This window comes from Paraburkholderia edwinii (assembly GCF_019428685.1).
Taxonomy (GTDB): Bacteria; Pseudomonadota; Gammaproteobacteria; order Burkholderiales; family Burkholderiaceae; genus Paraburkholderia; species Paraburkholderia edwinii.
The window spans coordinates 3,032,395-3,054,181 of the sequence record NZ_CP080096.1 but is presented as its reverse complement, the minus strand read 5'-3'; the positions used below and the strand labels follow the sequence as shown (position 1 = coordinate 3,054,181).

At 58.4% G+C, this 21,787-nt stretch carries 17 protein-coding genes; 6 read left to right on the top strand and 11 right to left on the bottom strand.

Going from position 1 to position 21,787, the window contains the following annotated elements; genetic code table 11:
* Positions 1-238: 238 nt before the first annotated feature.
* The 3 genes from KZJ38_RS34960 to KZJ38_RS34950 form a co-directional block, all read right to left on the bottom strand.
* Positions 239-868: a cysteine hydrolase family protein gene (locus KZJ38_RS34960; protein WP_219801576.1), complete on the bottom strand. Its 630-nt coding sequence runs from the start codon at positions 866-868 to the stop codon at positions 239-241.
* Between the two features lie 111 nt (positions 869-979).
* Positions 980-2,023, bottom strand: a complete 1,044-nt coding sequence (locus KZJ38_RS34955) for an alpha/beta fold hydrolase (protein WP_219801575.1) — start codon at positions 2,021-2,023, stop codon at positions 980-982.
* Positions 2,024-2,129: 106 nt separating this feature from the next.
* Positions 2,130-3,542: an amidase gene (locus KZJ38_RS34950; RefSeq protein WP_219801574.1), complete on the bottom strand. Its 1,413-nt coding sequence runs from the start codon at positions 3,540-3,542 to the stop codon at positions 2,130-2,132.
* A 311-nt stretch (positions 3,543-3,853) separates the two neighbouring features.
* Between KZJ38_RS34950 and KZJ38_RS34945 the strand changes: the two genes are divergently transcribed.
* Complete coding sequence (locus KZJ38_RS34945; protein ID WP_219801573.1) at positions 3,854-4,429, top strand: TetR/AcrR family transcriptional regulator; 576 nt, start codon at positions 3,854-3,856, stop codon at positions 4,427-4,429.
* A 219-nt stretch (positions 4,430-4,648) separates the two neighbouring features.
* Here KZJ38_RS34945 and KZJ38_RS34940 read toward each other — a convergent pair whose 3' ends face one another.
* Complete coding sequence (locus KZJ38_RS34940) at positions 4,649-6,232, bottom strand: DHA2 family efflux MFS transporter permease subunit (RefSeq protein ID WP_219801572.1); 1,584 nt, start codon at positions 6,230-6,232, stop codon at positions 4,649-4,651.
* Between the two features lie 354 nt (positions 6,233-6,586).
* Complete coding sequence (locus tag KZJ38_RS34935; RefSeq protein ID WP_219801571.1) at positions 6,587-8,005, bottom strand: amidase; 1,419 nt, start codon at positions 8,003-8,005, stop codon at positions 6,587-6,589.
* A gap of 372 nt (positions 8,006-8,377) precedes the next feature.
* On the opposite strand from KZJ38_RS34935, the gene ilvC reads away from it, so the two are divergent.
* Positions 8,378-9,394 (top strand): ketol-acid reductoisomerase, encoded by a 1,017-nt coding sequence (ilvC, locus tag KZJ38_RS34930; protein ID WP_219801570.1) that lies wholly within the window; start codon positions 8,378-8,380, stop codon positions 9,392-9,394.
* Positions 9,395-9,497: 103 nt separating this feature from the next.
* Here ilvC and KZJ38_RS34925 read toward each other — a convergent pair whose 3' ends face one another.
* The 3 genes from KZJ38_RS34925 to KZJ38_RS34915 form a co-directional block, all read right to left on the bottom strand.
* Complete coding sequence (locus KZJ38_RS34925) at positions 9,498-9,941, bottom strand: hypothetical protein (RefSeq protein WP_219801569.1); 444 nt, start codon at positions 9,939-9,941, stop codon at positions 9,498-9,500.
* Between the two features lie 257 nt (positions 9,942-10,198).
* Positions 10,199-11,782 carry a flagellar filament capping protein FliD gene (gene fliD / locus KZJ38_RS34920; protein WP_219801568.1) on the bottom strand — a complete coding sequence of 528 codons (1,584 nt, stop codon included), beginning with the start codon at positions 11,780-11,782 and terminating at the stop codon, positions 10,199-10,201.
* A 179-nt stretch (positions 11,783-11,961) separates the two neighbouring features.
* On the bottom strand, positions 11,962-13,404 hold the full coding sequence (locus KZJ38_RS34915; protein ID WP_219801567.1) for a flagellin N-terminal helical domain-containing protein: 1,443 nt from the start codon (positions 13,402-13,404) through the stop codon (positions 11,962-11,964).
* Between the two features lie 361 nt (positions 13,405-13,765).
* Here KZJ38_RS34915 and KZJ38_RS34910 point away from each other — a divergent pair, with 361 nt between their 5' ends.
* The gene (locus KZJ38_RS34910; protein ID WP_219801566.1) at positions 13,766-15,103 is read left to right on the top strand and encodes a hypothetical protein; all 1,338 of its coding nucleotides are present in this window, start codon (positions 13,766-13,768) and stop codon (positions 15,101-15,103) included.
* 65 nt (positions 15,104-15,168) lie between these two features.
* Entirely contained in the window at positions 15,169-16,122 is a 954-nt protein-coding gene (locus KZJ38_RS34905; protein ID WP_219801565.1) for a helix-turn-helix domain-containing protein, read from the top strand.
* Positions 16,123-16,312: 190 nt separating this feature from the next.
* Here KZJ38_RS34905 and KZJ38_RS34900 read toward each other — a convergent pair whose 3' ends face one another.
* On the bottom strand, positions 16,313-16,741 hold the full coding sequence (locus KZJ38_RS34900) for a winged helix-turn-helix transcriptional regulator (protein WP_219801564.1): 429 nt from the start codon (positions 16,739-16,741) through the stop codon (positions 16,313-16,315).
* 993 nt (positions 16,742-17,734) lie between these two features.
* On the opposite strand from KZJ38_RS34900, the gene uilS reads away from it, so the two are divergent.
* Positions 17,735-18,595, top strand: a complete 861-nt coding sequence (uilS, locus tag KZJ38_RS34895) for a UilS family quorum-quenching N-acyl-homoserine lactonase (protein WP_219801563.1) — start codon at positions 17,735-17,737, stop codon at positions 18,593-18,595.
* Positions 18,596-18,786: 191 nt separating this feature from the next.
* Positions 18,787-19,122 carry a cupin domain-containing protein gene (locus KZJ38_RS34890; protein WP_219801562.1) on the top strand — a complete coding sequence of 112 codons (336 nt, stop codon included), beginning with the start codon at positions 18,787-18,789 and terminating at the stop codon, positions 19,120-19,122.
* Between the two features lie 19 nt (positions 19,123-19,141).
* Here the strand turns inward: KZJ38_RS34890 and KZJ38_RS34885 are convergent, their stop codons facing one another.
* Together KZJ38_RS34885 and KZJ38_RS34880 are read right to left on the bottom strand one after the other, a co-directional pair.
* A complete protein-coding gene (locus KZJ38_RS34885) occupies positions 19,142-20,389 on the bottom strand; it encodes a metal-dependent hydrolase family protein (protein WP_219801561.1) in 1,248 nt (415 codons plus the stop codon).
* A gap of 28 nt (positions 20,390-20,417) precedes the next feature.
* Positions 20,418-21,782 (bottom strand): MFS transporter, encoded by a 1,365-nt coding sequence (locus tag KZJ38_RS34880; protein WP_219801560.1) that lies wholly within the window; start codon positions 21,780-21,782, stop codon positions 20,418-20,420.
* Positions 21,783-21,787 lie beyond the last annotated feature (5 nt).

Below are 21,787 nucleotides of genomic sequence, written 5' to 3'. Positions count from 1 at the left end.
TCTGTGGACCGCGAGAGGCGATTCGCCAGGTTCGGGAAGTAGGGGTAAATATGGAGAAAAACGTTTGCTCTACCGTTCAATGTTCAGATCGCAAGGCATCCTCTCGATGTCTTTTCGACCTGTCGTTTCTTTTTTTCGCGTCGGAGCCATCATGCGAGGGACGTCCCGTCGTTCAAGGCATGTCGACGTCGACACTTCCTACACTGGCTCGCCCATGAAGCCGCGCTCCGCGTCAATCTCACATCTTTCCGTGTGCACGGAGATTCGAGTAGTAGATGTTGTCGCACGCAACGTGGGTCGGGTTACTCAGATTTTCCACCCACTCTTCGGTAGACATCGTCGCCGCATAGGTCGACTCCATAATGACGCTAATGATGCGATGCATCTCCTCGGCGCTCGCGTAGCCCGCCTTGTTCTTGTACGACAGCGAACCGGCCGCATCCGGCAAGAACTCGACGGCGTAGCCCTTGTGCATCGCTTCGCGTATCGTGGCGTCATTGCAGTTCTGCGTCATGTAGCCGATAACGGTCAACGTATCGATCTCGTGTTCCTTTAGCCAGTCGTCGAAGCCGGCGCTGGAAAATGTGCTTGGCAAAACTTTGGTCACGACATGGTCGTGAGGGCGGTCCGCAACGACAGGATGCAGTTTCGCGCCATCGCTACCCTCTGCGAATATCGGTGCGTCAGCCGGCAAGACGTGTTGCACGAGCACGACCGGAACGCCATGTGCGTTGGCGGCGTCAATCGCTTTGCCGATATTCGGCAACGAGGATTCGACAGGCGGATATTCGATGCGGAAGTTACCCGTGACGTACTCATTCTGGACGTCGATGACAATCAACGCGCGGCGCGGTGCTTGCTTTGACATGGTAGTACCTGTGAAAAAGGCCGTCAGCGGACGACAGTTAGTGAATAAAGACAACTAAGTTTCCTGCGAGCACCTTCATACCGCCGGACCAGCGCGCAGCGCTCGCTGCGTTTATAGCGTGACAACCTGTAGTACGGCTTGCGCAAATGCACTGGGCGTTTCCTGTGGCAAGTTATGTCCGATGCCGCCGCTGATGTCACGGTGCTGATATTTGCCGATGTACTGTCCGGCATAGGCGGCGGGCGGCTGATGCGGTGCGCCGTTTGCGTCGCCTTCCAGCGTGATCGTGGGCACGGAAATCTTCGGCGCCTGCGCCAGCCGCTTCTCGAGGTCGTCGTATTGCCGCTCGCCCTGTGCGAGTCCCAACCGCCAGCGGTAGTTATGAATGACGATGGCGACATGGTCCGGATTGTCGAACGATTGAGCGGTGCGCAGGTATGTGGCGTCATCGAACCTGAATCGCGGCGACGCGCGCTGCCAGATCAGCTTGTTGAATTCGTCGCGCTGCTCCGCGTATCCGGCCGCGCCGCGCTCAGTGGCGAAGTAATACTGGAACCACGCCTGCAGTTCGACCTGCGGCGGCGCAGGCTTGCGATTGGCTTCCTGGCTGCTGATAAGGTAACCACTCGCCGAGACGAGGGCGCGACAACGTTCAGGCCAGATTGCAGCGATGATATTGGCCGCCCGTCCGCCCCAGTCGAAACCCGCCAACACCGCCTTGTCGATCTTCAACGCATCCATCAGGGCAATCACGTCTACCGCGAAGATCGATTGCTGGCCGTTGCGTGGCGCGCTTGGCGAAAGGATGCGTGTCGAGCCGTAACCCCTAAGGTACGGCACGATGACGCGGTAGCCCGCGGCCGCCAGGAGCGGGGCCACGTCGATGAAACTGTGAATATCGTGGGGCCAGCCATGCAGCAGGATGACGACTGGCCCGTTCGCCGGACCTTCCTCGGCATAGCCGATACTCAACCCGCCGGCCTCGACCTGACGAATCGGACCGAACGAAGCGGATGACGCCGTCCGCGGCGGGGACGTGGTCTGATATGCCGCGCTCGCATGGACGGTTCCGGCACGGTCCAGCAAGGTTAGAGCGGCGAGCGCCGTGCTGCTGCTCAACAGGCGGCGGCGCTGGGTGCTGATTGGATTCGACATGTCTGAAATGACTGTGGGCAGGTACGTGGCGTAATCGGGGTGTCGCTCGTGAGCGGCCCGGCCCAGGTTGCATGGCATCCGTGGGCCGGGAGATCGATGGCTCGACTCAGATGTTCGACAGGTCCGGATAAAGACCACGCACCGGGCTCACGGCTTCGAGCAGCGAAGCGAGGTGCAGGATCGTCGACTCCGCCAGCCACGGCGCGACGAGTTGCACGCCGACCGGCAGCCCTTCACGGCTCGTACCGAACCGCAGCGACAGGCCCGGAAGCCCGGTCACATTGAGCGGCGCAGTAGCGGTCATGACGTGCAGCGAAGACACCGACTGGCCGTTGATGTTGAATTCAGCGGCGTCGTGCGCGTGTGCCGGCACCGTGGTCACCGGGGTAAGCAATGCGTCGTAGCGCTGGAAGTACTCGGCAAAGCCGTCGCGCAGTTGTTCCGCCTTCTGCTCCGCGTCGACGAAATCGGCGATCGACGTGTCCGGCGTGTCATAGACGCCCTGAACGTGCTTGAAGATCTTGTCTTCGTGCCCGGCCGTCACCTTCTTGAAAGCGGGCTTGGTTTCCATGACCTGAAGTTTCCAGAGCAACTCGAGCGCGTTGATCTGCTCCAGCACCGGAATGCGCACCGGCTCCACGGTGATGCGCAGGCCCTTCAGCGCTTCGGCCGAGGCCAGCACCGTAGCGGCGACGTCAAGGTCCACGGGAGCGAAAGCATCGATCAGCACGCCAACCCGAATCGGCCGGCCCGGTTTGGATACCACGCCGGCATCGAGACTCAGCGGCGCCGTCGAAAAACCATCTGCGCCGTCAGGACCGGCCAGCAGCGAATAGGCGAGTGCGATGTCGCGAACGCTGCGCGCGATCGGGCCAATGTGCCAGAAGCGGCGCGGCACGCGCGGCCAGATACCCGTCATCGGAATCCGCCCGTGAGTCGCTTTCAGTCCGACCACGCCGGTCAGCGCTGCCGGCCCGCGCACCGAAATCGCGACGTCGGTGGCGAGCCCGAGTGGCGACATCAGCGCTGCGACGGCCGCCGATTCGCCGCCGCTCGATCCACCCGGCGTGCGATCGAGATTCCACGGGTTGCGCGTGCGTCCCGAAAGCAGGTTATCGGTTTCGATCCAGAACGAAAACTCAGGATGGTTGGTTTTCGCCAGCAGAATGCCGCCCGCCTTTTTCATGCGAACGATGCTCGTTGCGTCGGTGTCGGGAACGCGGCCCTTGAAGATAGGCGAGGCACGTTGCGTCAGCACGCCGGCGGTGTCGATGGAATCTTTCGCCGTGAAAGGAACGCCATGTAGCGGCCCAAGTTCTTCGCCTGCCATCACCGCTGCTTCCGCGACCCTCGCCGCTTCGAGCGCGTCGTCGGCGACCGTGACGATGGCGTTGATTTTGGAGTCGACTGCATCGATACGATTCAGATGCGCTTGCACAACCTCTACCGGCGAAACTTCCTTGTTTCGAATCAGTTCAGCGAGGCGGGTTGCGTCCTGGGAGATAAGTTCAGTGCTCATTAGAAACTCTCAAAGTGTCGGAAAAGTAGCCAACAAGGTCAGGTTTTTAGACTGCCTAACGTTTGTTAGGGCGAAGATTAGGCGCTATACTTCCTTTCGTCAACATCTTTCGAACGGACCACATGGATGGCGGCAGCGGCAAGCGCGACGCTTAGCGTGAGCTGACGGAATTGTCGGGCGGTATCCCGAACGGCGGAAACTGAGGCAAACTACGCTCGGCAACCCGGCAGCACCGCTGTTCCGAGGGCAGATTCATAAGTCAAGCCGCCACTCCGAATGCGAGGCGGTTCATTTTCATCGAGGGGAAATTCGTGGCGAATCAGGAAAGCACAAGTTCCAGTGACAAGATCCTGCTTGCCGCAACGAGAATTGCGCAGGCGCACGGCTACGGTGGTTTGAACCTTCGTACCTTGGCTCAGGAAGTGGGTATCAAGGCTGCGAGCCTGTACCACCATTTCCCGAGCAAGGCCGATCTCGCCGCGGCTGTCGCGAAGCGTTACTGGGAAGATGCGGCGGCGGCGCTTGAAGTGCTGTCTGCAAAGACCCCCGATGCGGCCGATTGCTTGCGTAAGTTCCCGGGGACCTTTCGTGCGTCGCTCGAAAACGACAACCGCATGTGTCTGGCCAGCTTTATGACCGCCGAATACGACGATCTGCCCGACGTCGTGAAGATCGAAATCCAGGCTTTTGCCGACGTCAACGTAGCATGGCTTGGAAAAAATCTTGTGGCGGCCGGAATCGTTGGCTCCAGGGACGCCAAAAAGCGCGCGCGCGCCATATTCGCTGCAGTTTCGGGCGCGCAACTGATGGCGCGAGGCCGTTCCGATATCAAGCTCTTCGATGCGTTGATCGACAGTTACCGGTCGGCCGGACTGTTGCCCGAGTAGGAAAGAGAAGGCCGTTCTCCTACCGCGAGACCGGCCTTCGCTCCCGGCATCGTTTGACAGCTCGATGAAAAACAGGCGATGAATTCCGCTCCCAGCTTCTTGAGATTGCCAAAGACAACACATTAGGGTCTGCCAAGAATGCGAGCCTCGAGAATAAATCTCTGCAAAGAAGTAATGATTGAACGAGTCAGGCGGCTCCGCCCAACGGGTGAGTAGCGCTCAATGCGCATCGGGCGGAGGAGCCGCATTCGTGATAACTCGTGTAAAGAACGCGCAAATGAGACCCACGCCGAAGCACAGCGCGACGGCAAGGAACGTGTCGGCGAATGTCAGCGTGAGTGCCTCGCGCATCACAAGGGATTGCAGCATGCTCATACTGGCATTGGCGGCATTGAGCGTGTCTCCGGCTACATGCGAGAGCCGTGCGGCCTGCTGTTGAAAAAACGCCCCCACTACCGGTCGGCCGACACTGACGTGCTCCGCGAGAACTTCATAATGGAAGTTCAGGCGATCGTTCAACATCGTGCTTACGACCGCAATGCCGATCGCACCGCCTAGATTACGCATGAGGTTGAAAAGCCCGCTCGCCGCTCTGAGCCGCTCGGGCGGCAGGGATCCCAATGCCAGAATGACAATGGGCGGAATGGCAAACTGCTGGCCGAATCCGCGTAGCGCCTGAGGAAGCAGCAGTTGCTGCCAGCCCCAGTCGTTGGTCAACGGTACATAAAGGTAACAGCCGATACCGAACATCGCGAGACCTATCATCATCAGGAAACGCATGCTGATGAATTTTGCAAGCCGGCTATAGACCACCATGCCGAGCAGCTGGAAACATCCAACGGACAGTAATGCAACGCCCGTTTGAAGCGAATCGAAGCCTCGCACGCGTGTGAGAAACACAGGTGTCAAATAAACCGTGCAGAAAATGCCGATACCGATGATGAACGACAAAAGGCTGCAGATTCCGAAGTTGCGCACAGCCAGCGCTCTCAGGTCGACAATCGGTTCTCTTGCGGTGAATGCATGCACGAGAAACAGAAAACCACATATGGCGCAGATCCACGCATACGTGAGAATGGCGTCGTCGCCGAGCCAGTTCTTGCGCGGCCCTTCTTCAAGCACATACTCAAGGCAGCCCAAACACCCGGACATCAGTAATACGCCTAAATAGTCCCCTTTCTTGAGGAGGGAAAAATTCGCTCGATCAAAGTTCACGTACCGGGGCACAAACAAGGTCACGGCAATGCCCGGTACAACGTTCAGATAGAACAGCCAGTGCCATGACCACTCGGACGTCACCCAGCCCCCGATAACCGGACCGATCGTTGGGGCAAGCGTCGAGAGCGCACCGATTGTCGTTGATGCGGCGAGTCGTTGCTTCGGCGGGAAGATCACAAATACGGTTGTATAGACGGTGGGTATCATCGCGGCGCCAAGCGCGCCTTGCAGACCGCGAAACAGGATCATCGAATCGATGTCCCATGCGAGTCCGCAAAGCATGCTGGTGACCGTAAAACCGAATGCGGAAAATGTGAATACCCAGCGCGTGGAGAAAACTCGCGTCAGCCAGCCCGACATCGGAATGACGATAATTTCCGCAATTAGGTAAGACGTCTGCACCCATGACAGCTCGTCCTGGCTGGCAGAGAGCCCACCTCCAATGTCGCGTAGCGATGACGCGACGATCTGGATATCGAGCGTTGCCATGAAGAAGCCCAGACACATAATGCCGAATGCGAAGAGCTTCGTACTCGTTGGCAGGTCCATGGGATTCGGCAGTGGTGCATCGGTAGAGGCGCTCATGATGTCAATTGGTGTATATGCACATTCTTGCAACTAAAAGAAAGCGATGCGCTTTTCCAGTTGTCTCTGAGATTAAGCCCCGATACCGCTTTGCGCGTTCTGTTCCGCAGCCGTAGGGCAACACATTCGATGGATTGACAGTCTACTAATGCATATGCACATATTCAAGTGGAATTTCACTGCCGTGATCCGAAATGCCGGGATCTCAAAGCGGCAAATAGATTTCATTAAATATACTTAGTATCTGCTTGAGCAGGATACACCGATGACTGATTTGTAGAATCTCCGTTACCGATTCCGGTCAGGCCGGCCTGAAGCGGTGCGCAGCGCCCTGCTCAACCGGCCGCCTGTTGCTCAAATGTCAGGGCGCAGGCCACGAACCGGGCTGACCGATTCGAGCATGGTTGCCAGGTGAAGGATAGTGGACTCCGCTTGCCAGCTGCTAACGATCTGAACGCTGATCGGTAGTCCTTCCTTGCTCGTCCCAAACCGCATGGAGATGCCGGGCAAGCCCGTGACGTTAAGCGGGACAGCCGCACCCCGGATGTAAGAGACGTCCAGGGTCTGACCGTTGATGGTGAGTGCATCGATGCCATGCTTGTGAGCCGGAATCGGCAATACGTGAGTAATTAACGCATCGTACCTCGTGAAGAATTCGGCATATCCGTCGCGCAGACGCTCGGCGGCTAGCTCCGCGTCAATATAGTCCTTCATGGATACATCGGGCCGCGCGAGCATTTTCGTTGTCGTCTTGTACAACCCGTCAGGGTGGTGTCCGGCAGTGGCTTCCGCAAATTCCCGTTTCATTTCCATAACGTGCAGACGGTTGAACACGTCATTCGCGAAGTCTCGCGCGAGCGCGGGTATACGTACCGGCTCAACAAGGCATCCCACGTTCTTCAGCGCTTCCACGGCCGCTTCAACAGTGGCAACAACTTCCGGATCGACCGGGCCGAAGCCGGGTTCCACCATCCAGCCCACGCGCAGCTGCCTATGAGGCTTAAGGAGCGAATAACCCGTTCCCGCATCGAACTGGACGGTGCTGGTCGCGAAAGCGTCCTGGCCGTCAGGACCGCACAACTGCGAAAATGCGAGTGCAAGGTCACGAATACTGCGAGCCATGGGGCCGACATGCCAGAAGCGGCGCGGCGCGCGCGGCCAGATTCCCGTCATCGGCACGCGCCCGTGCGTCGCCTTCAGCGACACAATTCCGGTCTGCGCGGCGGGTCCGCGTAATGAGTTTCCGAGATCAGTGCCGAGTCCGATCGGCGACATACCTGCCGCGATGGCCGCCGATTCCCCGCCGCTCGAACCACCGGGCGTGCGCTCGAGGTCCCACGGATTGTTCGAACGGCCACTGAGAAGGTTGACGGTTTCGAATGAGTAGGAAAACTCAGGAAGATTTGTTTTTGCCAGCAGAATGCCACCGGCCTTCTTCATGCGGGCGACGCTGGTCGCGTCGATGTCGGGTACGCGGCCCTTGAAAATCAGCGAGCCGCGTTGGGTCGGCACGCCCGCGGTGTCGATGGAGTCCTTCACGGTAAAGGGCACGCCGTGCAGCGGCCCAAGTTCATGACCTTGCAGCACCGCGGTCTCTGCTGCCTTCGCGGCTCTCAACGCATCCTCTGCAACCGTGACAATGGCGTTGACTTTTGGATTGACGGCCTCGATTCGATCAAGATGCGCCTGAACGACCTCGACGGGTGAGATCTTCCGTGTGCGGATTAGTTCAGCCAGTCCTGTCGCGTCCTGATACAAGATCTCTGACTTCATGGTCGAACTCCGATGTTTAACAGTTGCTGGCGAAAGCCGATGCCTGACCAACGATAACGTGCTTTACTACCGAACGTTTGTTAGGCAAAATTCTAGATCCTATCGTTCGAGTCGTCAACGCGTGTTTTCGAAGGGGGTTTGCAAGCTGCCTTCTCTGTGGCCACCATCAAGCTAGTGCCTAAGCGAGGCGGCCCAGCGCCGTCGAAACGGTTAAAGTTTAATTTGACGAGTTACTGGCGGTCATGCGAGGTTCGACGTCTGGCGCTGCGGCGAGTCAGCCTTTCGACGCGTGAGAAGGAAACTTGCGAGTCGTTGCCGAACGCCCTCGCTAAAACGGCAGTTACTCACCATGTTTACCAAGTAGGAGAAATCGTGAAGGTTTTTTATGACAAGGATGCCGACCTTTCCCTCATCAAGGGCAAGCAGGTCACGATCATCGGTTACGGTTCGCAGGGCCATGCGCACGCACTGAACCTGAAAGAAAGCGGCGTGAAAGTGACGGTCGGTCTTCGCAAGGGCGGCGCTTCGTGGAGCAAGGCTGAAAACGCGGGCCTCGCCGTGAAGGAAGTGGCCGAGGCAGTGAAGGGCGCTGACGTCGTCATGCTGCTGCTGCCGGACGAGCAGATCGCCGAGGTGTACAAGAACGAAGTGCACGCGCACATCAAGCAGGGCGCGGCACTTTCATTTGCGCACGGCTTTAACGTGCACTACGGCCAGGTGATTCCGCGTGCGGACCTCGACGTGATCATGATCGCGCCGAAGGCGCCGGGTCACACGGTGCGCAGCACGTACTCGCAAGGCGGCGGCGTGCCGATGCTGGTCGCGATTGCGCAGGACAAGTCAGGCGCGGCGCGCGAAGTCGCGCTGTCCTACGCGGCGGCCATCGGCGGTGGCCGTGCCGGCATTATCGAAACGAACTTCCGCGAAGAAACCGAAACGGATCTGTTCGGCGAACAGGCCGTGCTGTGCGGCGGCACCATCGATCTGATCAAGGCCGGTTTCGAGACGCTGGTCGAGGCAGGTTACGCACCGGAAATGGCCTATTTCGAATGCCTGCATGAAATGAAGCTGATCGTCGACCTGATCTACGAAGGCGGCATCGCGAACATGAACTACTCGATCTCGAACAACGCCGAGTACGGCGAGTACGTGACGGGCCCGCGCATCATCACCGACCAAACGAAGAAGGTGATGAAGGATGTGCTGAAGGACATCCAGACGGGCGAGTACGCGAAGAGCTTCATCATCGAAAACCGCGCCGGTGCGCCGACGCTGCAATCGCGTCGCCGTCTGACCGCAGAGCACCCGATCGAGCAGGTCGGTGCCAAGCTGCGCGCCATGATGCCGTGGATCGCGAAGAACAAGCTCGTCGACCAGTCGAAGAATTGATACGTGGTCTGAAAACGTGTGAGGCCCGGCTGATGTTGTCCACGCGACGTCGGCCGGGCCTCTTCGTGTGTGTCTCTAACGGAAATTCAGATTTGACTTTTACTCAACTAACGAAGGAGACAAACATGAACCGTACGGAGAATATTTGAAGGAGGGCGATGGAAGAAAAAAACAGGAGTTGTCTGTTGATCGTGCCGATCGAAAGCGCGTCGCTTAGGCTAAAAACGATACCAAGTGCTACATAACTCCAGGCCAATACAAAATCCAGGTAATCGACTTCGCGCGTGATCGCGAAGGCCATGGACAGAACGTAAAAAATAACCGGTGCATTCAGCAAACCATCGCGATGGGGATTGAGCCAGATCCCGTCTCTCAGGGAGTCGATCGCGATCGTACGATTTGATATCCACTGCGCACTACCGCGCATCGGGATGCCGAAAATCAGGGTGAGTAGAAAGCCAACGAGCCTGCGCCCCCAATGCCAGATCGACGTCCATGTTGCCAGAACAACTGCAGGAAGAAGAATTGAGTGGTGGATGCTCACCATCGGCCGCCATAGAACTCGTTCGAATGATAAAACAGCACCCGTTGCAATTTATTCCCGGGTCTATACGCTGCAAATCCGGAAAGGGTTCCCTTGAGCGCGTCGTTGACGTAGTGTGGCTATAGACGATACGTACAGGCCATTTCGATACCGCGGTGACTTCTCTTTGCAGGGAACCCAGCCCGACAAGCCCATTTCGACGACGCGCTCAAGTATCTTATTCCGACTGATGGGCATATCTTCACGGCGGCGAAGCGCGCCTAGTTGTTGTTCTGGGCCAGGGCGCCGCTGCTGTTGCTGCCGCCGAACAGGGCCGTGAGGTAGTTCTGGTTCGTTTGCGCCTGTGCCATCAGCGTATCGAGTGCGGTGAACTGATCGTTGTACTGCGACATCAGCACCGCCTTGTAGTCGTCCAGATCGTCCTGCTGTTTCGACAGGCTGGTGATATCGGCGGTGAGTGCGTCCGTGCGCGACTGGATAATGCCCTTGTCGGGGGACGTGTACGCGGTCAACATCGAGTCGAGTTGCTGAGCGATCCCGTTGGTGTCATTGAACAGCGCACTAATCAGCGCGGGGTTGTTTGTCACTGCGTCGTCGAGCGTGGGGCTGTTAGCATCCGCGTCGATCTGGAGCTGGGCAAACGGCTGGGGATTCGTAGCCGTGTCGACTTGCAACGAAATGCCTAGCGAAGCGAGGGTGCCCGCGATGCCGCCGCTCGATACCGCGCCGCCCGCAATGCCGCTAAGCGACGCGCCGATCTGGTTGATCATTTCGTCGCCTAGCAACGTGCCGCCAGTGCCGGACGTGCCCGCAACGTTCGGCGCGGCAAGCGAGTTCAACTGATTGATTACCGCGTTATAAGCCGTGACGAACGAGGACAGTTCACTCTCAACCGAACCGTGGTCCGGTGCGACGGTCAGTGTTTGCTGGCCGATGGCTTTAGCATTGGTCGGATCGAGCGTCAGTGTTACGCCGGGAATCGCGCCCGAAATGGTGTTCGTCGAACTCGTGACGAGCTGATTGTTAATGGTCAGGCGCGCGTCCTGCGCAGCCTGCGATTGCGTCCAGCCGCCGGACGGAGAAGAGACCGTCGACGAGCCAACCGGTGCACTCGAATCGGTGGTGACGGACGAAGTGACTTCAAGCTGACTGATCGGGCTGGTACTGCTGGTCGCATTTTGCACGTCGACGCTGATCATGCTTGATGAGCCGGTCGATGTGGACTGCAAGCTGAGCGACTGGCCGTTGGCGCCATTGATCACCAGTGCCTTGACGCCGGGATTGCCGGACTCCGAATTGATGTCGTTTGCAATGTCCTGAAGGCTGTCGTTCGACGGGTCGACGGTGACCTGAAACGATTTCGCGGTCGATCCGCTGCCTAAGGAGATGACCAGCGTCCCCGAGCCCATTGCAGCCGAGTCCGCCTGAGAGAACGAACCCGACGTGATCGACTGCGACTGCGCGAACTGCGTCGTGTTGATCTGATAGGTGGCGCCCGATGCACCGCTAGCGGTCTTTGCCGTAATCCCGGCGCCGCTTAGCGTGGCCGTGGTCGATGAAAGTGCGTTGCCGCTCAGAAACGGCCCGATTGCCGCCTGCAGTCCGGACATGGCGGCCGACAGCGTCGCGAGGCTGCTGATCTGAGCCTCGTCCTCTCCAGCCTGCGCAGTAATCAATGCGGCCGGGCCTGCGGTTTTCGCTGTCGCCAGCGCGGATACGAGCGAGTTGACGTCCACCGTGCTGCCGGTCGAGGAGGAAATCAGCGATTGGGCGGCCTGCTGAACTGCGGTAGCGGCGTCTTGCGCGGCTTTTGCGGCTGCGGAGGTAACGGATGAGGTCGACATTAGGAAGCTCCATTCGGCCCGTCAGGCGGGTGATAGGTCATTGCGGATGCAGAACGCCTGGTGTTCGCCGGGAGCCGCGCGTGGGGGAGCCGCATGACATGACCACCGGCTCGCCCCGCGCACGTTACCTACCCGGAACTGCTTTGTCCTGCATACCATCTACAAACGATGGCGAGTAATCACTGCAACAGCTTCAGCACTTGTTGCGGCAATGCATTCGCTTGCGCGACGACCGAGATAGAAGCTTGAACCAGCACTTGCGTCTTGCTCAAATTAGCCGTTTCTTGCGCGAAGTCGGCGTCCATGTAACCCGACGCCGCCGTTGCGAGGTCGGTCGATTGGGCCTGCTGCGTTTGCGCAATCGCGGTGAAGCGATTTTGCACAGCGCCGAGCGACGCCTGCATGTTCGCGATCGTTGCGAGTGCGTTCTGGACGGAATTGATCGCGTTATTGGCACCTTCGGACGTGCTGACGTCGATCTGCGATACGGTGCTCGGCACATTCAGCTGGTTGATTTCCCCAAGCACGCTGCCCGCCGGTTGTACACCCGCCTGGGTCGAGCCGATGGTGCTGGCCGGCGCGTTGGCGAACGAAATCGTACCGCCGGCTGCCGTGTTAAAGAGACCCGCGGTCGCGCCCGAGCTCAGCTGGGTACCGTTCTGATCAACGTACTTGACGCCGCCCTTGCCATCCGATTCGACGCTGACGGTTGTAACGACGTTCGAAGCGCCCGCCGTTGCATTCAGGCCGGTCGAAGCGTCGAGGTCGATGCCCGAAATCTTGCCGAACACGGTATCTTCCGAAGCCGTTGCTGCGTTGGCGGTGATCGCGGCGTTGATGGAGGCGAGGTCGTTGGTAGGCAGGAGTGAATCCGACCCCAACGAGTTTAGCGACAGCGATGAAATGCCGTTGGTCGTCGTGACCGTAAAGAGTGCGGACGACGCTGTCGTCGAGATAGCGGCGTCGTTCTGGTCCTCGAACGTGAATCCACCGTTACCGTCCGAGATGATGTGGATTTCCGTTATCGCGCCTGCGCCGCTCGCTTCCGAGCCATTCGCGTTAAGGTTCAGGCCCGTCACTGTGCCAAGCGTGATGCCCGACTGAACGACGCCGCCGCCGAGCGATGCCGCAGATACCCCTTGGCTCAGATCGATCGCCACGGTTTGACCAACGTCCGCACCGACCTGCACTTGCAGGACACCGGCCGCGCCGTTTAGCAGGGTGAGACCGTTGTATTGCGTTGTCGAAGCAAGCCGGTTGATTTCCTGAGTTTGCTCCTCCACTTCCTTTTGCAGCGCTTGCTGGTTAGCCGGCGTCAACGTGCCTTGCAATGCCTCGTTTGCCAGCTGGTAGATGCGCTGCAAGCTGCTTGTCATGCTGCTCAACGCAGAGCCGATTGTCTGCACCAGTGTCACGCCGTTATTGGCATTCTGAATACCCTGGTTCAGGCCATTTTCCTGCGTCGTCATGGTCGTGACGACGGCCAGGCCAGCCGCATCGTCTGCCGCGCTGTTGATGCGCTTACCCGACGACAGGCGCTGAATTGCTGTGTTCAGGCTGCTGTTATTGGCGTTCAGGTTCTGCTGGGCGATAAGCGAGGGAATATTGGTGTTGATATCCATACGGTCCTCCTTGAAAAGGTAGCGTGGTGCACGACAAGGTTGAGATTAGAGGAGGCGCACATTGATCGATAGTTGCTTGCCTCAAAAGGCGTTGACGGCAGAAGGAATAGCATTTTTAGCGGCTTAAGCCTTAAAGGCTCGAACGGACAAGAAAATGTCCAGAGCGGTCAAACGTCGACTAAAGCATTGAATCAAGATGCTTGGCCATGAACATCGGGAAGTGCTTGAATAAGTAATAGCCGAACTATTTAGCTATAGGGATCCAAAAGGCTACCTGGTTCCTTTTAGGCGTCAAACACCCGGTTTGCTTATTTAGGAACCCGACGGTCCAAACGTACACAGTAACTGTGGTGATTCTCAAGTGAACAACACGTCTATACTGTCAGCCATGAGAGTGGCTGAATACCTTGGCGGACGGGATGCGTCGGTCGTTGAGCTTGGCAGCGGTGAGATAACCGCCTTTCTGGTTTCGCTAAGTCACGAATATAAGGACGCTAGATGCGAAAGCGCCGCGAGAAGCCTGGCAAGCAGGCTGACGATCGACGAGGCGATTTGCTTGCGGATGAATGCCGACGAATTCGCGGCATGTTTGAGCGCGCTTTCTGCGTGGTATAGGGAAGATATATTCCGCGAAGCCGGCTTGGCTCTCACGAAACGATTGGCTACGGACGACTCGCTTTTCTGGTCAATCAACAGCCAGCAGTTGGCCTCGTGTCTCGATGCGTTGAATAAATGGGACAAGGAACCGGTGTGCCGTGCTGCGGCCGTGCGACTGGCAACCAGAATCTTCGTCGATAAGGTTCTCGCCAATGCGCTCCACAGACATGAGATCGCTGGTGTCCTGAACGCGCTGAGCAAATGGCCCGATGAAGAGGTGTGCCGGGGCGCGAGCGTACAGCTTGCCGAGCGGATTGTCGGCGATCAACTGTTGCTGGCGCGGATGAATGCGCAAGAGGTTGCGAGTTGTCTGTACGCGCTGGGAAAGTGGAGCAACGACCGAACCTGCGAGGAGGCGGCGCGACGGTTTGCACGACGCCTCTCAACGGATGAGTCGCTAATACGGCAATTGAACGGCGTGCGTCTTACGCATTGTCTAAGCGGGTTGGGAACGTGGAGCGACGATGAAGCCTGTCATGCGGCCGGCCAAAGACTGGCCAGGCGGCTGACGGAGGACGGTCCCTTACGACATCATCTGAATGGCAGGCATGTGGCGGTCTGCCTGGATGCGTTAGCGAAGTGGTGTTCGGACGAGGTTTGTTCCAGCGCCGCCACTCGATTGTCGAGGCGCATCGCGTCGGACGCGTCTATATGTCATCGCTTAAGCGTGAAGCATGTCGTTAACTGCCTTGGCGCTCTTTCCAGGTTGCACGATTCGACAGCGACCGCGGCGGCGGCAATCAGGCTTTCGCAGCGCATTGTGGATGACATTTCGTTGGTGGAGCAAATGAACGGTGAAGCTATCACCGCGTGCCTGATCGCTCTGACGAGATGGTATTCCCAAGCCGCATGCCATGAAGCAGCCGTACAGATAGCAAAGCGTCTCGTTAAAGACGACGCGCTGCTTGTCGACTTCCATGAGCAGCAGCTAGTCCAATGTCTCCAAGCTTTGTCGCGCTGGGAGCATGGCAGCACTTTCGATGAGGCAAGCAGAATTCTTCAGCTGCGAATGCCAGATCGAGCTACTGCGGATGTGCAATAGCGGAGAGATACACCCCATCCGCTCACCTCGGGACGAACCAGGCAAGAAGCGGCGAAATTGAGAAAATGATGAACTTTGTTGCGCGTGCTCTCGAAAAGGAAACACCGAAGTTCGAGGATGAATGGTGTCGACTTGTGCAAAAAAACTGGAGCATGCAGTGCGCGTTTGACACGGGAGTCGAGCGTCAGCTCCTCACGGCGTCGTGGTTTATGGGGGACGTCCGATTCGAGGTTGCCGATCTGTCAGGCCAGCAGTGGATCTGGAAACCGGGGCCGGGCCTCGATAGCTGGAGAAGGAACACTGTCGTCGTATTCCTGACCGAGAGCGGCTCGACCGAGATCGAGCAAAACGGAAAGTCTGTACGGCTGAAATCAAACTCGTGTCTTCTTCTTGACGGCAGTGTCAAATATGCACAGGCATCAGGTCCGGATTCGCGCGGACTATTGCTTCGAGTGCCGAAAGCTTCGCTCGAAACAAGGGGAAAGATATCCTTGGGCCGTGATTTGCTCCTGGTCAACAATGCGTCGCCGGACGTGCTGATGCTGCAGTCAATGCTGACGGGCGCGGCAGCCTATGGCGAGGCGAGCAGCGTGTACACCAGATGGCGGGTCGCCGAACTTCTGACTCATTTGATGGGGGAAATTGCCGACGAGCTTGCAGCGCCCAACGGTCGGACGCGTCCTGAAATGATGCTAAGAAAGGTCAAACGTTTTATTGAGCGGAACGTCGGAAATGAAAACATTGACCTCGACTTCGTAGCGGGCGCCATGGGAGTGTCAAAACGGCATTTATCGAGAATTTTTGCGCAGGAGGGGACTTCTGTGATGCGCTACCTTTTGCAGCAACGGCTTGCGAAAGCGGAGAAGATCCTTGCGCACAGCGATGAAAGTGTTCGCATTAGTGATGTCGCGTGGCACTGCGGTTTTGTCAGTGCGGCGCATTTCAGCCGCGCGTTCAAGAGGCAATATGGCGTGAGTCCAACCACGCTCCAGTGCGCCGAACAGGAGGCAGTCAAATAAAGTGGGACCTGAGGGCTGTTCCCGCGCATAGGCCGTCGAGGGTAGCCGGCACTTTCCCGAGCATCGGCGTTCGGTCCATGTTGTTGTGCGGGAATCCGATCGGCAGCGCGCCTCACGCTTGAGAGCAGTAATCTCCAGAAATGTCGGCGAAAGGTTATATGATGGTCATCATATTAACCGGGAAAAAATTTTAGAATCGGCTGCGCACCGTGACAGTATCGTAGTCTGCGAGGTCGGCCGCGTCGGAGTGCGCATGACTTTCAGGGCGCGAATCGAATTGCGCCTGGGCCGCCAGTATCGACGGAAGTTGTCGCACGGCCCATTGAGCGAGAACATCGAGCGGCTCCGACATGCTTTTGCCAATAGCCGAGACGGAGTACTCGACGCCTGGCGGAGCCGTTTCGACAATACGTCGCGAGACCATGCCATTGCGTTCCAGGCGACGTAGGCTTTGAGTGAGCGCCTTCTGAGTGATACCGGGTACCCGCCGCCTGAGTTCATTGAAGCGGTGCGGTTGATCGCGAAGCGCGAGAAAGACTGTGAAAGTCCACTTATCAGCCAGTTGATCTAGAAGAACGCGACAGGCGTCCACTTCGGAAGAAATAACTTGCTCGAGCATACTGCAGTTCCGTTAAGGATACTTAGGAGTCGCGCTAATCTTTTTAGATAACGCACCAGACTGTACTATAGCGTTCACCGTGAATGTACGTCGCGATACAGCACATTTTCTACGCCTTAAAACGTTCGGCAGACATTTAAACGGTTGCGAGACTTTAGAGAATGATTTAGTGAAGCATATTGGATGGCTCGCTTTGCAGCGTCGTTATTTCATTTAAAGGTAACGGACTACTAAGAGGCTGTTGAGAAACCGCTTGCCGCATGAGCGCCGCTTAAAAGTCCGGATGCAGATTCCGGACCACGCTGACTGATTCAAGCGACGCCGTCGTTCGGAGGTTTAAGTTTTCAGATTGAGTCGGTCGTGACACAGCATTCCTCCCATGGTCGCTTGGGTGGTTGAACGGGCGAAGGTGCTCCTGGAAGCGGCCAACGCCGAAGCAACGGCGCCTACGGCCACGAGAACATCCCGGCGAGTCACAGTCATCGGTCTTCCTTCAGCGGAAAATGCAATTGTCCCGTTGAGGGTTGGGTCGGCGCGGTCCATCGACAATTCATATGGTGTATATGCACTAATATGAGTAAGCCAAACGGGATCCTGTATCCGAGGCCGCTTCTGGCGGGCGCCCCGTCCGTCCCGTTTGCGCAAATTGATAGACTACCTAACGTTGGTTAGGGTGCATGATAAGAGCGATAGCCCCACTCGTCAAGAATCTTCGTGTGCTCGATGCGCGCGGATCCTGGGGGTTGTTGAAGACCACGGCCTGGATGATGCCACCGTGCTGCCTTGCGCGCTGCTGTGCTCGGCATCGCGCGTTTTTCGATACACTCCTTCTGTCCTGTTGCCAGCTCGGTCAAAGCCGTCGCGGCGGCGGCCCCATGAATCTTCGCCGGCCAAGGTTTTGCTGCTCCGATTTCGCTAGCATTGCGCGCGCATTTTGATCAACGACGGCGCGCGCAGTAATCCAGCCACCCGTCATATTTACTTCCCACTTACATGGAAACGACTTCATATCGAACCGCCAGTGATATCGCAGTGACGCTACGTCGCCCCGACACACAGGCTCCCGTGCCGGTCATCGTCTTGTGCCACGGATTCTGCGGCATCCAGGAGTTGCTGCTGCCTGGATTTGCCGAGGCCTTCGTTGGCGCTGGCTATGCCGCTGTCACTTTCGACTACCGCGGCTTTGGTGCGAGCGCAGGAGAGCCTGGCCGCCTCGTCCCCGCCATGCAGATCGAGGACATTCACGCCGTTATCGGCTTCGTCAAGGAACTGCCTGGCGTCGACGCTAGTCGCGTCGGGTTGTGGGGCACATCGCTTGGCGGTGGTCATGTGCTGGCCGCAGCTGCGAGTGACCCATCGATCAAAGCCGTGGTGAGTCAACTCGGCTTCGCGGATGGCGAACGGGTCGTCACGCGCAATATGACCGAAGCTGAAAAGCAGGCATTCGTCGCGACACTGGAGCGTATGCACGAAAAAAAGCAGAGCACAGGCAGGGAGATGATGGTTGCCATCACGAAGGTGCTGACGGACCCGCAATCGAAGGCGTTCGTGGAGGAAAGCCGCCAGCGCTATCCGGCAATGGATATCAAGATTCCGTTTCTGACCGTTCGCGAGATGCTGAACTACAAACCGGGGGTGTACGCGGCTCGCGTTGCATGCCCGGTGCTGGTGGTCGTGGCGGGCGAAGACGGAGTGAATCCGCCAGACCACGGCAAGGAGCTCTTTGCGGCGCTTGGAACGCCTGTAAAGAAGCTTCATATCGAGGAAGCTGCCGGGCACTACGACATGTACGAAGGGCCGCACTTCGCGAGCAGTATCGACGTGCAGATTCAGTGGTTTCGCGAGCATCTATAGCGTGAACGATGACGTCGGGTGTTGCGGGCGACCATGAGGTCGCCTCACGCGCACCGGCACGGCTGGCTGGTGCAGTCACGGAGCCTAATGCTTCGCACAACATGCCTGAGTTTCCGGAGTTCGGAGGCAGGTCACGATATTGATGCGGAGAATCGTGAGATCGATCGCTTCGAAAACTCAAGGAGAAAGCCATGGCCGGTGTGGGTACCGAGAAAGTATTTGAAAACGATAAGATCATCGTATGGGACCTTATTCTCGATCCAGGTGAAGAAACGCCCGTGCACACCCATATGCATTCGTACATGTGGTACGCCATTGAAGGCGCACCGCTGCGCATCTTCGATGAGCACGGTAGCGATCTGGGCACCTTCGAGGTATCGACAGGTGGCGTCTACTCGTTACTGTGCGAAAACGGGTACCTCGAAATACTGTCGAGCGTTGGCAAAGGGATGCGCGTTCCCGCGACTCATAAAGCGCGGAATGAGGGAGATAAGCCCTATCGCGAGATATTGGTCGAGTACAAGTAGCTGATTGCGCACGAAGGAGCTACCGCTCCAGCTCATCGAACTCGATCTTGCCGCCTTTCATCACCAGCGGAATGCGCTCGCCTTGCCCCGTCAAGCAGGCGACATCTTTAAGCGGATTGCCATCGACGACGATCATATCGGCCCACGCACCCGGCGCGATGCAGCCGAGTTTTTCCGGCAAGCCCAGCACTTCCGCGCCGATTACCGTTGCACTGCGGATCGCCTCGGCCGCGCCCAGGACATCCGCGCGAATCAGAAACTCATTGCTTTGCAGTCGCTGCGACGGACCGAGCAGATCCGAGCCGAAGCCCATTTTCACGCCCGCGTCGCGATAGATTTCGAGCGAACGCTTCCCAGCTTCACGTACGTCCTCGATCTTCGCCACGCTTTCTTCCGCGAGCCCGTACTGCGCGCCTTCGCTTGCGAGCGCGTCGTAGGTGACGAGCGTCGGCACGACATAGGTGCCGGCCTCGGCCATCAGCTTCGCGGTCGGCACGTCGATCAGATTGCCGTGCTCGATCGTGCGAACGCCGCAGCGCACGACCCGCGCAATCGACTCGGCCGTATAAGCATGCGCCATCACATACGTATGCCGTGCACGTGCTTCGTCGACGATGGCGCGCACTTCATCTTCGGCGAAACCGAACACGCCGACCGGATCGGTCGGCGATGCGACGCCGCCCGACGCCATGATCTTCAGGTGGTCGGCACCCATCTGCAGCTCTTCGCGTGCCGCCTTACGTACTTCGTCGACGCCGTCCGCAACGCGCGACAACGCACCGACGCGCACGCAGCAGCCGCACGGCGCACTCGGGCCGATATAGTCGGAGCGTGAGCGCATATCGCCGTGACCGGCGGTCGGGCTCAGTGCACGGCCCGCGACGAACATGCGCGGCCCGACCGCAAGCCCGCTTTCGACGGCCTGCTTATGCGGCGCGTTTGCGCCGCCCGCATCGCGGACCGTTGTAAAGCCGCGCCGCAGCATGCCGCGCATAAGCGGCACCGAGCGTAGCGTGACGAGCACATTCGGCACATGCACGAGTTGCGACAGATTCAACTGCACAGCGACCACATGCACGTGCAGATCGATCAGGCCGGGCATCAGCGTCTTGCCCTTGAGATCGATCACACGCGCGGCCTTGCTTTGCAACGGCTGGTCGGACACTTCCTTCACCACACCGCTTTCGACGAGTACATCGCGCGTTTCGAGCAACTCGCCTTGCAGCGGGTCGAGTAGTGCAGCATTCCTGAATAGCGTGGATTCCACGACTTTCTCCTCGTTCAATCGAGCAGCGTTATATCGCTTCGCCTGCGGCGATGTCTTCAAGCGAGCGTCCACGTGTCGGTATGCCCATCACAAGCACCGAAATGGCGCCGAGCAATAGCACGATGGTCGTTGTGCCAAATACACCGCCAAAGCCGAATTTCGGAAACAGATAGCCGACGAGTATCGGCGACGCGATCGCGCCGATGCGTCCGATTGCCGACGCAAGTCCGGTGCCTGTCGTGCGCACGGCAGTCGGGAACACTTCGGCTGTGTAGGCGTAAACGCCGGCATACGTGCCGTTCATAAAGAACGACAGGCAAATGCCCGACAGCATGATCTCGCCGCCGGTCGACGCGAATGCCATGCCGAGTGCGCACGCGCCGCCAAGCACCATATACGACGCGATCGTCGCTTGCCGGCCGATGCGTTCGTTGAACCACGATGCGCTGAAATAGCCGGGCACCTGCGCAAGATAGATCGCGACCGAGTAGCCGAAGCTTTGCGTGATGCTCATGCCGCGCTGCACGAGCAGGCCAGGAATCCACGTGAAGAACGCGTAATAGCTGAAAGTGATCGATAGCCACATCAGCCAGGTCATCGTGGTGATGCGCACCTGCTTACCGATCCACAGTGCGCGGAAATTGGCGAGCAGCGTGCCGGTCGCCGCGGATGATGCGCCGCTCGTGCCGATCGGCTCGGGTTCAGGCAACGCAACGCCGGCCGTTATGAACTCGTTTTCGATTTTCCTTAGCACGCGGTCCGCTTCCGCACTGTGGCCGCGGCTTTCGAGCCAGCGCGGCGATTCGGGCAGCGCGCGGCGCCACCACAGCAGCATCACGACCGGCACCGCGGTGATGTAGAGCACCGCGCGCCAGCCTGCGGGAAACGCCGGCACGATGAAGTAACCGAGCAGCGCCGCGCCAACGAATCCGAATGAAAAGAAGCCGGCGAGCGAACCCGTAAAAAGCCCGCGATAACGCCGCGCGACGAACTCCGCGAGATACGGCGCGATGATCGCGCTTTCCGCGCCGGTGCCGATGCCGGAAACGATTCGCGATGCGAGGAACGCGGGCCACGAATGAGTCGTGGCGCTGACGATGGTCGCGACGCTATACAGCAGCAGCGCCCACATCATCACCTTGCGCCGGCCGATCAGATCGCCGAGCGTACCTGCAGACAATGCGCCGAAGAAATAGCCGATGAAATTGCCGCTGCCAAGCACGCCAGTCTGCACGCTCGTCAGCGCCCAGTCGTGACGCAGCACCGGCAGCACGAACGCAACGGCGGCGGCGTCCATCGCATCGAACGTGTAGCCGAGACCGCCCATCAACAGCAGGCGCTTGTGGAAACGCCCGAACGGCAGGCGCTCGATGCGGCCGGAAATCGTCGACACGGTTT